Origin of the sequence: Sphingobium sp. TKS (genome assembly GCF_001563265.1) — a bacterium.
Classification (GTDB): domain Bacteria; phylum Pseudomonadota; class Alphaproteobacteria; order Sphingomonadales; family Sphingomonadaceae; genus Sphingobium.
This window is the reverse complement of the sequence record NZ_CP005084.1, coordinates 849,401-862,798: the sequence shown is the minus strand read 5'-3', so window position 1 is coordinate 862,798 and position 13,398 is coordinate 849,401. Positions and strand designations below refer to the sequence as shown.

Sequence of the window (13,398 nt, the reverse complement as noted above, 5' to 3'; positions counted from 1 at the left end):
GCATGGACGCCCGTCTCGGATTTACCGCTCTGCAAAGCGCCGCCGATCACCTTCCGCATCCAGAACCCGTGGTGAGGCTGCGCGATTTCACTCGCCGCTTCGGCCCCAACACGATCATCGATGGCCTCGACCTCGACATCGCGCCGGGCGAGTTCATTGCCCTGCTGGGTCGCTCCGGTTCAGGCAAGACGACGTTGCTGCGGACGCTCGCGGGGCTGGACGAGGTGCGGGGCCAGGATGTGGAAGTCCCTGATTCCCGCGCCGTAGTGTTCCAGGACGCCCGTTTGCTCCCCTGGAAGCCGGTGTGGAAGAATGTGGCCCTTGGCCTGAAAGGCGACCGGGTGCGCGACCGAAGCGAGGCGGCGCTCAAGGAAGTCGGCCTTGGCCATCGGCTCGACGCCTGGCCGCTGACGCTGTCGGGCGGGGAGGCGCAGCGCGTCGCGCTCGCCCGCGCTTTGGTGCGCGAACCCACGCTGTTGCTGCTCGACGAACCTTTCGCCGCGTTGGACGCGCTGACCCGCTACCGGATGCACGACCTTGTCCTGTCGCTGTGGCGCGCACATCGGCCAGCCGTGCTGATCGTGACCCATGATGTGGAGGAAGCGATCGCACTGGCCGACCGGGTGTTGGTGCTCGACAAGGGACGCATCGTCGCGCAGGAGCGGATCACGGCTCCCCGCGGCGAACGATCCGGCATTTCCGGTCGCCTGCGCGAAAAGCTGCTTTCCTATCTGGGTGGCGAGGATCATGGCGACGGTGTCGTTCCCTTCGCGCCCATCGCTGAGGCGGCCGAATGAACGCCGTCTCGGCCATAGAGCGGCCTGTCGATAGCCGCACGGACATTGGCCGCTTGCGCGGCTTCGTCACCGCCTTTGCCAATCTGCTGGCGGCGACGCGTGACGAAGGGGCGATATTGGAAAGCGGTCGCGCCCTGCTGAGCCGCCTGATCGCGAAGGACGACTGGTTGCCTGAGGAGTTCACCCGCCCGCATCCCGATCGCTACCAGCAATATTTGCTCCATTGCGACAGCCGGGAACGGTTCAGCGTCGTCAGCTTCGTCTGGGGACCGGGCCAGTCGACGCCGATCCACGATCACACCGTCTGGGGTCTGGTCGGCGTGCTGCGCGGCGTGGAGAAGGTCGAGCGGTTCCGCCAGTCGCCCGACGGCCGATTGATCCCGCATGGCGAGCAATATCTGCGCGAGGGCGAAGTCGACGCCGTATCCCCCCGCATCGGTGACATTCATCGCGTGACCAACGGCCTTGCTGACCGGCCGTCGATCAGCATCCATGTCTATGGCGCCAATATCGGCGCGGTCGAGCGGGCGACCTATGCGCCCGACGGCACGCCCAAGACCTTCATATCGGGTTACGCCAACGGCGTGATCCCCAACCTCTGGGACAGATCGAGAAACGCATGACCACCGACACGCTGGACCGTATTCAAACTGCCACGCCGCAGTACATTCGCCGCGCCCTGCTGGTCGGCAGCGAGATTGCCCTGATTGACGTGCGTGAGGAGCATGAATTCGCGCAGGGCCATCCGCTCTTTGCGGCCCAGATTCCGCTGCGCCGGATCGATGAGGAAGCGCGCTGGCGCATTCCCCGGCTCGATACGCCGATCGTCGTCTATGACGATGGCGAAGGACTGGCGCGCAAGGCGGCCGTCCGTTTCGAGGGTCTGGGCTATACCGACGTCCGCGAACTGGAAGGCGGTCTCAATGGCTGGCGCGAGGCGGGTTATGAGCTGTTCGAAGATGTGAACAGCTATTCCAAGGCCTTTGGCGAACTGGTCGAGCATCGCCGCCATACGCCTTCACTGGCGGCCGAAGAGGTGCAGGCGCTGATCCGGGAAAAGGCCGATATCGCGATCCTCGACGCTCGCCGCTACGAAGAATATCACACGATGAGCATCCCGACCGGCACCAGCGTGCCCGGCGCCGAACTGGTGCTGCGCGCCCGGTCTATCGCGCCCGATCCCGACACGACGATCATCGTCAATTGCGCGGGCCGGACCCGGTCGATCATCGGCACGCAGTCGCTGGTCAATGCGGGTTTGCCCAACCCGATCTTCGCCCTGCGCAACGGCACGATCGGCTGGACGCTGGCGGGGCAGGAGCTTGAAACCGGCCAGACCCGCGTCGCGCCGGAGGTCGACAATCGTTCGGCTGAAGATGCCCGCGCCCATGCTCGGGAAGTCGCTTATCGCGCCGGGGTGAAGCGTATCGGCTGGGATGAGCTGGAAGAGTTGAAGGCGGATAGTGCCCGCACCCTCTATCTCTACGACGTCCGCCAGCCGCGTGAATATGAAAGCGGTCATCTGCCCGGATTTCGCAACGCGCAGGGCGGCCAGCTCGTGCAGGAGACCGACCATAATGCGCCGGTGCGTGGGGCCCGCATCGTCGTCACCGACGATCTTGGCCCGCGGGCGGACATGACCGCCTCCTGGCTCGCGCAATTGGGGTGGGAGGTCTTCGTGCTTGAGGTCGACTGGTCCGCAGTGACGCTGGAAAAGGGGTCCGATGGCGCGCCCAGCCCACGCGGGCCGGAGGGCCGCTACAAGCGCCCCTATGAAGGCACGGACAACAAGGCCGCCGCCATGCAGGCCTATCTCGACTGGGAATATGGCCTCGTCGCCCAATTGGAGCGCGACGGCACCCACGGCTTTTTCGTAATCTGATTTTGAGAGGCGAGTATGAGCGTCAAGTTTATCGGCTATATCGGCTTCAACAACGGCTCGGAAACCCAGTCGGCGGTGCGCAGCCGCACGCTCGACAAGGATTATGTCGAGGCGGCGGCCAAGGCGCAGGAAGAGGGCGGCTTCGACCGCGTGCTGATCCCTTTCGGCTCCAACACCCCCGAAAGCCAGATCGTCGCGGCTCATGCGGCGGCGATTACGTCGACCTTGGGATTTCTGGTCGCGCACCGCCCCGGTTTCACCCAGCCGACGGTCGCGGCCCGGCAATTGGCGACGCTGGACCAGTTGTCCGGCGGCCGCGTTGCCGTCCACATCATCACCGGCGGCGCTGACGAGGAAATGGCGCGGGATGGCGACACGAAGAGCGTGAAGGCGGAACGTTACGCCCGCACCGATGAATATCTGTCGATCCTGCGCCAGGAATGGACGGCGGCCCAGCCCTTCGATCATCAGGGCAAATTTTATGACGTGAAGCAGGCCTTCAGCGCCATCAAGCCCGACAATCTGCCGGTCTTTTTCGGCGGTTCGTCGCCCGAGGCGATCGATGTCGCGGGGCGTCATGCCGATGTCTACGCCCTGTGGGGCGAAACGCTGGAGGCGGTGCAGGATACCGTGCGGCAGGTGCGCCGCTCGGCGGTGCGCTATGGCCGCGATCCGGGCTTCTCCCTCTCGCTGCGCCCGGTGATCGCGGACACGGAGGAAGCGGCATGGAAGCGCGCGGCGGAGATCGAGGAGCAGGTGCGCGAAAATCGCATCGCCGCCGGACTGCCGCTTGCTGGCCATCGTCCGGCCAATGCCGGGTCGCTCCGCCTGCTTGAAACCGCCAGCGTCAACCGGCAGGACAAGCGGCTCTGGACCGGCGTCGCGGCGCTGACCGGGGCTGCGGGTAACAGCACCGGCCTGGTCGGTACGCCTGAGCAGGTGGCCGATGCGATGCTCGATTATTATGACATCGGTATCGACCATTTCCTGATCCGCGGCTTCGATCCGCTGGGCGACTCCATCCTCTATGGCCGGGAACTTCTCCCCATCGTGCGGCGCAAGGTTTCCGAGCGGACCAAGGCCGGTCTGGCGCTGGCGGGCTGATATGGCGAAAAACAGGGGCGCGATCATCGCGGTGGCACTGGCGGCGGCGGCAGGCTTCGGCCTTGCCGCCGCGAAATTCAGCAGCGGTGATGACGACAAGGTACTGCGCGTCGCCAATCAGAAGGGGCAGGTCAAATCCATGATGATCGCCTCGGGCGTGCTCAAGGATGCGCCTTATGAGGTCGAATGGTCGGAATTTCCGGCGGCTCAGCCCTTGCTGGAGGCGGTTGGCGGTGGCGCCGCGGATCTCGGCCTGGCCGCCGACGCGCCCTTCATCTTCGCCTATCAGAGCGGCAGCCCGGTCAAGGCCATAGGGGTGCAGGCGCCATTTGCCCAAGCCGGGGAAGCGCTGGCCATAGTGGTGAAGAACGGCTCGCCTGCGCGGTCGGTGCAGGATCTGATCGGCAAATCCGTCGCCACCACGCGGGGGTCGATTGGCCATCATCTGCTGCTTCAGGCGCTGGAGCGGGCGCATATCCCGGCGGACAGGGTGCGCGTCACCTTCCTGCCGCCCGGCGATGCCAAGGCCGCCTTCGACAGCGGCGCGATCGACGCCTGGTCCACCTGGACGCCCTATACCAATGTGGCGATCAAGGAAGGCGCGCGAGCCGTGGTCGATGCGAAGGATTATGGCCTGCCCATCTATATCGACATCGCGCACAGCGATTCCATCGGCCCCAAGCGCGCTTTGCTCGCTGATTTTCTCCAGCGGGAGGCGAGGGCCGTCGAATGGGCGCGCGCGCATCCTGACGAATTCGCGCAGGTATTGGCGAAGGAAACCGGCTTGCCGATCGACATCGCCCGCGCCAGTTTCGATCGCAACAACCGCGTGGCCCAGCCCATTGACGGGAAGATCATCGCGCATGAGCAGGACATCACCCACCGCTTCCAGAAAGCCGGTCTGACTGAAGGCAAGCGGCCTGTCGCGGATGCCTTCGACCGCAGTTTCGGCAAAAGCGGGTGAAGCTGAACTTCGCCACCGGCAAGCAGATCTAAAATTCAAATTTACTCATAGTTCGGATAGCGAAGTCATTTCTCAATCTATTTAATAGAAAATAGACGGTCCCCGGAAACCGGGGGATAAATCCATGAACCTTGATCGCCTTTATCTGTGCTCGACCGCACTTGCAGGAGCGCTTCTGACGTCCGCGCCCTTGTTCGCGCAGACTGTTGCGACGCCCGACGGTGCCGCAGCCGAAGCCGCCGCTGACGCAAGCGCCATCATCGTAACCGGCGTGCGCGGCGCGCCGCGCACCGTGGCGGAAAGCCCTGCGCCGATCGACGTCGTGAGCGCGGAGAAATTGCAGGCCACCGGCTCGGCCGAGTTCGGTGAAGCCCTGTCCAAGCTGCTGCCCTCACTCAATTTCGGCGCGACCCATGCAGGCGTGTTCTCGATCGGGCGTCCGGTCACCAATCGCGGCCTTGCGCCCGCCTATACGCTGGTGCTGGTCAACGGCAAGCGCCGGCACAATGGCGCTTTCCTCAACAATTCGACCGCCGATACCTCTGGCGCGAACCCGGTCGACATCGACCTCATCCCCACCAGCGCAATCAACCGGATCGAGGTGCTGAAGGACAGCGCCGCCGCTCAATATGGCACCGACGCCATAGCCGGGGTCATCAACATCCAATTGGCCGAGAAGGAAGGGCTGAGCGGCGATTTCACCTATGGCACGCTCTATAACGCCAATGGCAAGCCGGATAGCTGGAAGGGCACGATCCGTTACGGCACGAAGATCGGTGACGGCGGTTTCCTGACCCTGAGCGGCGACATCCGCAGGCGCGGCGGCGCCTGGTGGAATCTGCCTGCGAGCGATACCAACATCTATGGCCTGCCCGCCAACCGCACGGTCGATCAGGTGGTGGCGACCAGCGGTCTGACCCGTGATCAGGTGCTGGCCAATGTCGCCCAGGCCAATGCGCGCAATGCCCAGTGGAGCCGCGACGGCGCGCATAATGGCGACCCGCAGATCAAGGCGTTCAACCTGTCCTATAATGCCGAACTGCCGGTGACGGAGAATGCCACCCTCTACAGCTTTGGCACCTATGGCGAGCGCGACGCCCAAATCGGCAATAATTTCCGCCGTCCCAACAGCACCGCCAATTTCACGGCACTTTTCCCGGACGGCTATTATCCGCTCAACAATATCGACGAGAATGATTTTCAGTTCGTGGGCGGTTTGCGGGGCGCGCTCTGGGGCTGGGACTATGATGTCAGTTCCTCTTTCGGCCGCAACTATAGTCATCAATATTCGAAATTGTCGGTCCGTCCCTCGCTCGGGGCGAACAGTCCCACAAGCTGGCCCAATCTCGCCAATTTCGAGTTCCGGCAATGGAGCGATATTTAGGACCAGAACGACCAACAAAGTCTCAAGTGAATTAAAATAAATTGCCTTTTATCAGTATGTTAATTGAAGTATCATCCTTATCCGTGGGATTCTAAACGGATTTTGGAATTCATGCGTTTTGTTGGTAAAAATGTTGGTATCGCTCAAGGGATTTTGAGTTTCGCGCATCGATACAGGAGTTCTGTTCGGTGCTGACCGATGATGTCATCCAATCGCTTCTTCCAACCACAAGGCCGATAAAAAAATCGGACGGTGGAGGCCTCCATGTCTGTGTAGCACCTGACGGCCAAATTCAATGGCGGCTGGCATATCGATTTGATCATAAGCAGAAGACGGCTGCAGGTGGATCCTATCCTGCAGTCAGCATTCAACAGGCCCGTGCTTGGCGCGATCATTTGAAAAATTTTATCAGCGAGGGCAAAGACCCTGCCGAGCTCAAGCGCAATCAGAAATATGAGGATGAGGCTGCTCGCATCACTTTTTTCGAGTTGGCTCAAGAATGGCTCGAAATTAAGCGTAAAGAATGGTCGCCGCGTCACTCGCTGCGCGTCGAAGGAAGGTTAAAGCGAGATATCTTTCCATATCTTGGAAGAATTCCTGCGCGTGCAATCTTGCCTCGAATGGTTCTTGAGATCTTAAAACGTGTTGAAGAACGCGACGCAAGCGAAGTTGCGCGACGACTCCGGAGTTATTGTAGTGACATTTTTAAGTACGGTATCCCCGATGGGAGGGTGATAACCGATCCATGTCGTGATCTGGCACTCGCGCTGCGTAAGCGGGTGGTGAAACACAGGGGAAAAATTCCCCTTAACGAGCTTCCGCGGTTTTATGTAGCGCTCAACGCAGACACAGGATCCCGCCTAAGCCATCTAGCGCTCCGTTGGACCATCCTAACGATGGTTCGGACACAGGAAACGCGATTTGCGCAATGGCACGAGTTTGAGGGGCTCGGAGGTACCGAGCCGATATGGAGGATCCCGCCAGAACGCATGAAAATGCGGCAAGAACATCTCGTTCCACTTCCCCCTCAAGCTATCGCGTTGCTCCGTGAAATCAGGGAACTCAATGTCTACGGAAGACACGGGAATGAGCGATTTGGACGATATCTGTTCCCTGTCGTGGGCAACGAAGACGATATAATTAGCTGTAACCGTATGATGGTAGTCATGAAGCGAATTAATATCTCGCCCGGCTCGACGGTCCACGGATTTCGCTCGGTAGCAAGTACGGTTCTGAACGAAGCCGGGATATTTCTGCCAGACTGGATAGAACTTCAACTCGCCCATGCACCATCAGGAGTTCGCGCCGTTTACAATTCAGCCCTTTATCTCAAGCAGCGTCGCGAAATGTTAATCTGGTGGGCGAATTATTTGGAAAGTGCGGAACGCGCCTCCGCTGCGATTTCCATAGAAAGCATGGCGACGCCTAAGCAGAAAAAAAGCGCTGTAGGCTCACTCGACTGGTTTCAATCGTCCTGGTAGGCCGCTAGAACCTGCATTGATCAAAATATGTGGAGAGGCGCCAGGTATCGCTCTGGCGCCGACCCCCACTGGGGGCGGAAACTCGTTAAAATTTATGTCGAGACAGATCGAAGCTTTGGGATTGCCTATCTTTTCGATCATTGCCTTGTATCGTAAGCGCCGTTTATTTGCTTCGTTTATTCACGAAATTATCTTTTGATAATATTGTTAATTAAAATAGGTGCGATGTATTGTGGATCGAAATCATTTTGAATTTGTTTGGCTCTATTTGTAATTGAGTAACGCTGAGGTTTCTCCGCACTCTTATTGCAGTTAAGCAGCCTGCTCCCGCAACCAAATCTAGGTCCAAAAAGACCAACAAGGTCGCAAATGGACGTCAAAAAAAGGCCTGTTTTTAGGCTTTTATCCCATGTAACATGGTCTCCTATAGGATCATGACCGCTCAGGTGGTTTGCATGGGATTTGTTGGTCTTTTTGTTGGTCTTTGGAACAGGATTTCAAATCCCACGCACCGTTTTCAGGAGTCCTGACCGGTGCTGACCAACAGTCTCATTCAATCGATTCTACCCTCCGAACGCCCCGTCAAGAAAGCCGACGGCGGCGGCCTCCACATCTGCGTCCTGCCCAACGGCAAGGCCCAGTGGCGCCTCTCCTATCGCTTTGACTATAAGCAGAAGACGCTCAAGGGCGGCACCTATCCCGAGGTCAGCATTGACCGCGCGCGCGTATGGCGTGAGGAGATGAAGGCGCTCCTCGCCGAGGGGAAAGACCCGGCCCATATCCGCCTGCTCCAGAAATATGAGATCAAGGCCGAGAACACGACCTTCCAGCAGCTGGCCGAGGAATGGTTGGCTGTGAAACGGGAAGGCTGGTCTGCCCGTTATGCCGGCGTCATCGAGCGGCGGCTTGAGGCAGATATCTTCCCCGTCATCGGCAAGAAGAAGGTCCGCGCGATCATCCCGCAAATGATGCTCGAAGCCTTGCAGCAGATCCAGGATCGCGGCGCGCTCGAAATGGCGCACCGGGTGCGGGGCTATTGCAGCGAGATTTTCCGTTATGGCATCCCCAGCGGTCGCGTCATGTCCGATCCCTGTACCGATCTCGGCTCAGTGATGCGCAAGCGGGCGCGGGTCAAGCATCGCTCCAAGGTTCCCATCTCGGAATTGCCACGCTTCTATGCCGCGCTGAACGCGGACACCGGCTCACGCCTCAGCCATCTTGCCCTGCGATGGACGATCCTCACCATGGTGCGCACGCAGGAAACCCGCCACGCCCAATGGAGCGAGTTCGAAGGCTTGGGCGGACCCAAGCCGTTGTGGCGCATTCCCGCGGCGCGGATGAAGATGCAACTGGAGCATCTGGTACCGCTGCCGCCGCAGGCCGTCGAGTTGCTGCGTGAACTCAAGGAGCTCAATGTCTACGGCAAATTCGGCAATGAGCGGTTCGGGCAATATCTTTTCCCGGTCATTGGCAACAATGATGACACGATCAGTTCGAGCCGGATGCTGGTTCTCCTGCGGCGCCTGGGTGTCGGGGACAAGGCGACCGTGCATGGCTTCCGTTCGGTCGCCAGCACGATCTTGAATGAGTCCGGTCGCTTCAACGCCGACTGGATCGAGATGCAGCTTGCCCATGTGCCGCAAGGGGTGCGGAGCGTTTACAACGCCGCGCTCTATCTCGATCCCCGCCGGAAGATGATGAAATGGTGGGCGGATTATCTCGATGACGCCGAGCGCGCTTCGAAGGCGATCGTCATTGAGGACAAGACCCCGAAGAAGAAGCCGGTCGAAGCGCTGGGCTGGTTTCAGTCGTCCTGGTAATTGGCGGGAGATCGCATCCAACGCATGATCCGCGACAGGCGCCAGGCCACCGCCCTGGCGCCTATTTTTTCGGGCGCGGGAAACGTGCCCAGATGGATGTCGCGATAGATGGAAGCCTTGGGCTTCCCGGTTTTCTGGATCACCGCCCTGAGGCGAAGAAATTGCTCACTCATATCGTCCATTGCAAACCAAGCTCCTGTCCCGGTCTGCCCGCGCCCATATTGTGCCGCTTTTACAATGGGCGATCAAGCGCATATCGGCGCATGGGAGAGGCGCCTTGGCACGGTTTGAGCCGTCCGTCGTCGCTATGCCTGACAGCGCAAAGCGCCTATCACTGACCGGAGATAATAAGGGGTCGCTGTGTGAGGTCGATATTTGTGCGCGCGGGCCATTTGCTGGGGGCTCGTGTCGAAAGCGTGACGCAAATCTCCGGCGGTAGCCTTTCGTCGGTCAGCCGGCTTGGTTTGATCGGTGGTGGAACCGCGATCGCGAAGACCGGTTCGTTGGTGGCCGTCGAAGCCACGATGCTTGAGGCGCTGCGCGGAAGGGGCTTGCCGACGCCGACGATCCTCGCGATGGAAGCCGAATTGCTGATCCTGGAGGACCTGCCGGCCGCGGGGCGGCTTGCCCGTGCATGGGCAAACCTTGCGGACATTCTCGATCATCTGCATCTGCCAACCGCCGGCGGCTATGGTTGGGACTCTGATTATGCCTTCAGCAACGTGGCCATTCCGAACGGTCGGAAAAGCAGTTGGGTCGAATTCTGGAGCGACAACCGGTTACGGTGTCATCTTCCCCATGTTGATCGCCATCTGGGTGATCGCCTTGAGCAACTGGTCCGGCGGTTGGGCGACTTCCTGCCCGATCATCCCCCGGCCGCCCTGCTTCATGGCGATCTGTGGGGTGGCAATATCCTAGTCAATGACGTCAGCATATCCGGCTTGATCGATCCGGCAGCCTATTACGGCCACCGGGAAGTCGATCTGGCGATGCTCAGCCTGTTCGACAATCCGCCCGTCGCATTCTACGAAGCCTGTGGTCTCGAAGAGGGATGGCGTGAGCGGCAGCCCATATATCGCTTATGGCCGCTCCTCGTGCATGCGCGCTTGTTCGGCGGCAGCTATGTCAGGCAGGCATCCGCCTGCCTGGGCGAGATTGGGTTTTAGTCGACCCTTATCGGACACTCAGAGTATGCATTCGGTGAAGGCCGCGGATCAGGCGGCTTCGCGTTGATCTTCGGCTGCGCGCCAATTCCATGGCAGCAGTTCGTGTAGACGGTTCTGGGGGATGTCGGCGATGCGGCTGAGCACATCGGCAAGCCATGCCTGCGGATCGATGTCGTTGAGCTTCGCCGTGCCAATGAGGCTCAGCATAAAGGCGGTGCGCTGGCCGCCGCGATCTGAACCAGCGAAGAGCCATGATTTTCTGCCCAGGGCTATGCCTCTGAGCGCCCGTTCCGCCGCGTTGTTCGTCAGGCAGATGCGGCCATCGTCGAGGAAGGCTGCGAAGGCGGGCCAAGCCTTAAGCACGTAATCCATGGCCTCGGCCACATCGCTGTTCTTCGATAGCTTGGACCGGTTGTCGCGCATCCATTTTTCCAGATCGGCGACCAGCGGTGCGCTGAGTTCCTGGCGAAGGGCTAGACGCTCTTGGGCCGATCTGCCGTTGATGGCGCGTTCTATGTCAAAGATCGCGTCGATACGGCGGACCGCTTCTACGGCCAGCGGCGAGATGACGGCCTTTTTGCGGCGCTTTTTGAGCTGCGCGGCGATATCGGCCAGCTCGAAGAAATAACGGCGCGCGTGGGACTTATGTCGATCTCGACATAAGAGTCATTATCCAGAGCATGGTTTTATCTGGGGCGTTTTGGGATATAATCCGGGCTTGCCGGAGATTTCGGCGCACTGGGCTCCAGATAAAAGCAGCGACCTCGCAGTCGGGGGCCGCCGCGCGGGGGGCGACGTTGCAGATACCATTGCGTACCAGGTCGACGATCGAGGACTATGTCGCCACGCAGGAGTGGCGGCGCGCGCGACTGTTGCGCTGCCCGCTCCATCCGAGCGGCGGCTGTGCATTTCGGCGGCACGGTAGCTATGCGCGCCTGACCAGTCCGGGTGTACGGATCGCTCGCTGCTACTGCCCACAGGGGCACATAACATTCAGCCTGCTCCCGGATTTTCTCGCCGCTCGCCTGCCCGGTTCGCTTGCCGCGATCGATCGCATCGTTGGGATAGCCGCGTCGGAACGAAGCATGGAAGCCGCCGCAGACGCAGCGCGCGGCCCGGATATTTCCCTTCCAGGCGCGGTGCGCTGGCTTCGCCGCCGCGTTGTCGCGGTGCGCAGATCCGTTGCCGCCGTCAAATTGATGGCGCCCCGGCTGGCGAGGCCGGGCTTGCCGGTGAGCGACGTTCCGGCCCTTGCGACGCTCCGCCTAGCCCTTTCCCCGGAGCTGTTGCACTGTATTCCGGCCCCCTTGGGACTCCGACCCATCCAGAGGATAGGCAGTGTCGGCGATGCCGATGGCTCTTGCCAACACGATGCGGGGCGTGATCACGTTTTCAGCGTCAGCTACGCTTTGCCGATCGAGGTAAAGCCATGCCCGTACATGTCGATCATATCGCCGCAGCCGACCCTGCCGCGCCCACCCCCGACGATATCCGCCGCATCTGGAGCGCCGAGCGGCGCCTTGGGGCAGGAACAACGATTGTTTATCTGATCCGCATCCAGCAGTTTCGTACCTATTGCGCCTTGCACGGCCTGGTCGAGCGAGAAGAGTTGACCCTTGAACGCGTTGGCCGCTTCAAAGACTGGTATGCGGAGCGACGGGGGCTAGAGCGGTTTCCACACGAACTGAATCAGCAGGGGTTCCCTTTGCTGCGCTGATGTGATTCACGCTGTCTGCTGGTGGCAGGAGGCCAGCATGGATGGCACGAACGCTTTCACAGGACCTGCGGGACAGGGTCATTGCTGCGATTGATGGGGGTTTGAGTTGTCGGGCTGCGGCTGACCGGTTTGGTGTCAGCGCATCGAGCGCGATCCGCTGGCGGCAACGCGCGCTGGAACATGGTGAGGCTGTTGCCAAGCCACGTGGCGGAGACCGGCATTCGGGCAGGATCGAGGCGCATGGCGGCTTCATCCGTGAACTGCTTGCCGAACAGGGCGACATGACCCTTGTCGAAGTTCAGGCTCGGTTGATCGATCGTGGCGCCCCGGTCGGGATCGGCACGCTGCATCGCTTTTTCGTGCGCCACGGCATCACGCGGAAAAAAAGACCGGGCACGCGATCGAGCAAGACCGTCCCGACGTTCTGAAGCAGCGTCGCCACTGGTTCGACGGTCAGCTCGATCTGGAACCAGAACGCCTGGTCTTCATCGACGAGACCTGGACGGCGACCAACATGACCCGCAGCCATGGCCGCTGCGCCAAAGGCAAGCGTCTGCGGATGGGCTTCCCGCACGGCCATCGCAAGACGACCACGCTGGTGGCCGGCCTGCGCATGACCGGCATGATTGCGCCGATGGTGCTCGACGGCCCGATCAACGGCGACTGGTTTGAAGCCTACGTAGCTCAAGTGCTCGTGCCGGAACTGCGACCGGGCGACATCGTCATCTTGGACAACCTGTCGAGCCACAAGCGTGCGTCGGTCCAAGTGCTCATCGAGGCCGCAGGTGCAACCCTGCGCTTCCTTCCACCCTACAGCCCGGACTTCAACCCAATCGAGAAGGCGTTCTCCCGGCTGAAGGCAATGCTGCGCAAAGCGGGCGAGCGAACCGTCAGCGGGCTTTGGGGCCTGATCGGAAAGCTCGTCGATATCTTCCTGCCCGACGAATGCGCCAATTACTTCAAATCGTGCGGATATGAACCGGAATGAGTGGAAACCGCTCTAGACCCGCTTTCTCTCAGACTTTCCAGCAGCGCCCTGCTGTCGCTCAGCCGTGTCTATCATTGCTTGGGGCTTGCCCCACC

The 13,398-nt window shown here is 60.6% G+C and carries 12 protein-coding genes and 1 pseudogene; 11 read left to right on the top strand and 2 right to left on the bottom strand.

From position 1 onward, the window contains the following. Window positions 1-2: 2 nt before the first annotated feature. The 8 genes from K426_RS24760 to K426_RS24725 all read left to right on the top strand — a co-directional run bounded on the left by K426_RS24760 (window position 3) and on the right by K426_RS24725 (window position 9,432). Complete coding sequence (locus K426_RS24760; RefSeq protein WP_066563419.1) at window positions 3-797, top strand: ABC transporter ATP-binding protein; 795 nt, start codon at window positions 3-5, stop codon at window positions 795-797. Then, a complete protein-coding gene (locus K426_RS24755) occupies window positions 794-1,420 on the top strand; it encodes a cysteine dioxygenase (RefSeq protein ID WP_066563417.1) in 627 nt (208 codons plus the stop codon). The genes K426_RS24760 and K426_RS24755 overlap by 4 nt, the downstream gene beginning before the upstream one ends. Next, entirely contained in the window at window positions 1,417-2,679 is a 1,263-nt protein-coding gene (locus K426_RS24750; protein WP_066563414.1) for a rhodanese-like domain-containing protein, read from the top strand. Before K426_RS24755 ends, K426_RS24750 begins: the two co-directional genes overlap by 4 nt. Before the next feature lie 15 nt (window positions 2,680-2,694). Next, complete coding sequence (locus K426_RS24745; protein WP_066563411.1) at window positions 2,695-3,783, top strand: LLM class flavin-dependent oxidoreductase; 1,089 nt, start codon at window positions 2,695-2,697, stop codon at window positions 3,781-3,783. A gap of 1 nt (window position 3,784) precedes the next feature. Beyond that, a complete protein-coding gene (locus K426_RS24740) occupies window positions 3,785-4,747 on the top strand; it encodes an ABC transporter substrate-binding protein (RefSeq protein WP_066563408.1) in 963 nt (320 codons plus the stop codon). 124 nt (window positions 4,748-4,871) lie between these two features. Next, window positions 4,872-6,131, top strand: a complete 1,260-nt coding sequence (locus tag K426_RS24735; protein WP_066563406.1) for a TonB-dependent receptor plug domain-containing protein — start codon at window positions 4,872-4,874, stop codon at window positions 6,129-6,131. Between the two features lie 188 nt (window positions 6,132-6,319). Beyond that, window positions 6,320-7,612 carry a tyrosine-type recombinase/integrase gene (locus K426_RS30580; protein ID WP_082749164.1) on the top strand — a complete coding sequence of 431 codons (1,293 nt, stop codon included), beginning with the start codon at window positions 6,320-6,322 and terminating at the stop codon, window positions 7,610-7,612. A gap of 533 nt (window positions 7,613-8,145) precedes the next feature. Beyond that, window positions 8,146-9,432, top strand: coding sequence for a tyrosine-type recombinase/integrase (locus K426_RS24725; protein WP_066563402.1), 1,287 nt, complete (start codon window positions 8,146-8,148; stop codon window positions 9,430-9,432). Here the strand turns inward: K426_RS24725 and K426_RS24720 are convergent. Continuing rightward, window positions 9,417-9,614, bottom strand: a complete 198-nt coding sequence (locus K426_RS24720) for a helix-turn-helix transcriptional regulator (protein ID WP_066563399.1) — start codon at window positions 9,612-9,614, stop codon at window positions 9,417-9,419. The genes K426_RS24725 and K426_RS24720 overlap by 16 nt on opposite strands. 180 nt (window positions 9,615-9,794) lie before the next feature. On the opposite strand from K426_RS24720, the gene K426_RS24715 reads away from it, so the two are divergent. Continuing rightward, the gene (locus K426_RS24715; RefSeq protein WP_066563396.1) at window positions 9,795-10,598 is read left to right on the top strand and encodes a fructosamine kinase family protein; all 804 of its coding nucleotides are present in this window, start codon (window positions 9,795-9,797) and stop codon (window positions 10,596-10,598) included. Between the two features lie 48 nt (window positions 10,599-10,646). Here K426_RS24715 and tnpC read toward each other — a convergent pair. Next, window positions 10,647-11,240: pseudogene (gene tnpC / locus K426_RS24710) on the bottom strand (IS66 family transposase); the annotation flags it as partial. Between the two features lie 787 nt (window positions 11,241-12,027). On the opposite strand from tnpC, the gene K426_RS24705 reads away from it, so the two are divergent. Both K426_RS24705 and K426_RS30575 read left to right on the top strand, forming a co-directional pair. Further along, a complete protein-coding gene (locus tag K426_RS24705) occupies window positions 12,028-12,315 on the top strand; it encodes a hypothetical protein (RefSeq protein WP_066563393.1) in 288 nt (95 codons plus the stop codon). A gap of 41 nt (window positions 12,316-12,356) precedes the next feature. Further along, window positions 12,357-13,303 (top strand): IS630 family transposase gene (locus K426_RS30575; protein WP_145907671.1). Its coding sequence is split into 2 segments (ribosomal slippage): window positions 12,357-12,693 and window positions 12,693-13,303, totalling 948 coding nucleotides; the frame shifts between segments, so codons are not numbered across the junction. The last annotated feature ends 95 nt before the right edge of the window (window positions 13,304-13,398 follow it).

What these genes read in the sequence shown, in the direction of transcription:
- K426_RS24760 (WP_066563419.1), top strand. Translation starts at nt 3, where the DNA reads ATGGACGCCCGTCTCGGATTTACCGCTCTGCAAAGCGCCGCCGATCAC.
- K426_RS24755 (WP_066563417.1), top strand. Translation starts at nt 794, where the DNA reads ATGAACGCCGTCTCGGCCATAGAGCGGCCTGTCGATAGCCGCACGGAC.
- K426_RS24750 (WP_066563414.1), top strand. Translation starts at nt 1,417, where the DNA reads ATGACCACCGACACGCTGGACCGTATTCAAACTGCCACGCCGCAGTAC.
- K426_RS24745 (WP_066563411.1), top strand. Translation starts at nt 2,695, where the DNA reads ATGAGCGTCAAGTTTATCGGCTATATCGGCTTCAACAACGGCTCGGAA.
- K426_RS24740 (WP_066563408.1), top strand. Translation starts at nt 3,785, where the DNA reads ATGGCGAAAAACAGGGGCGCGATCATCGCGGTGGCACTGGCGGCGGCG.
- K426_RS24735 (WP_066563406.1), top strand. Translation starts at nt 4,872, where the DNA reads ATGAACCTTGATCGCCTTTATCTGTGCTCGACCGCACTTGCAGGAGCG.
- K426_RS24720 (WP_066563399.1), bottom strand. Translation starts at nt 9,614, where the DNA reads ATGGACGATATGAGTGAGCAATTTCTTCGCCTCAGGGCGGTGATCCAG.
- K426_RS24705 (WP_066563393.1), top strand. Translation starts at nt 12,028, where the DNA reads ATGCCCGTACATGTCGATCATATCGCCGCAGCCGACCCTGCCGCGCCC.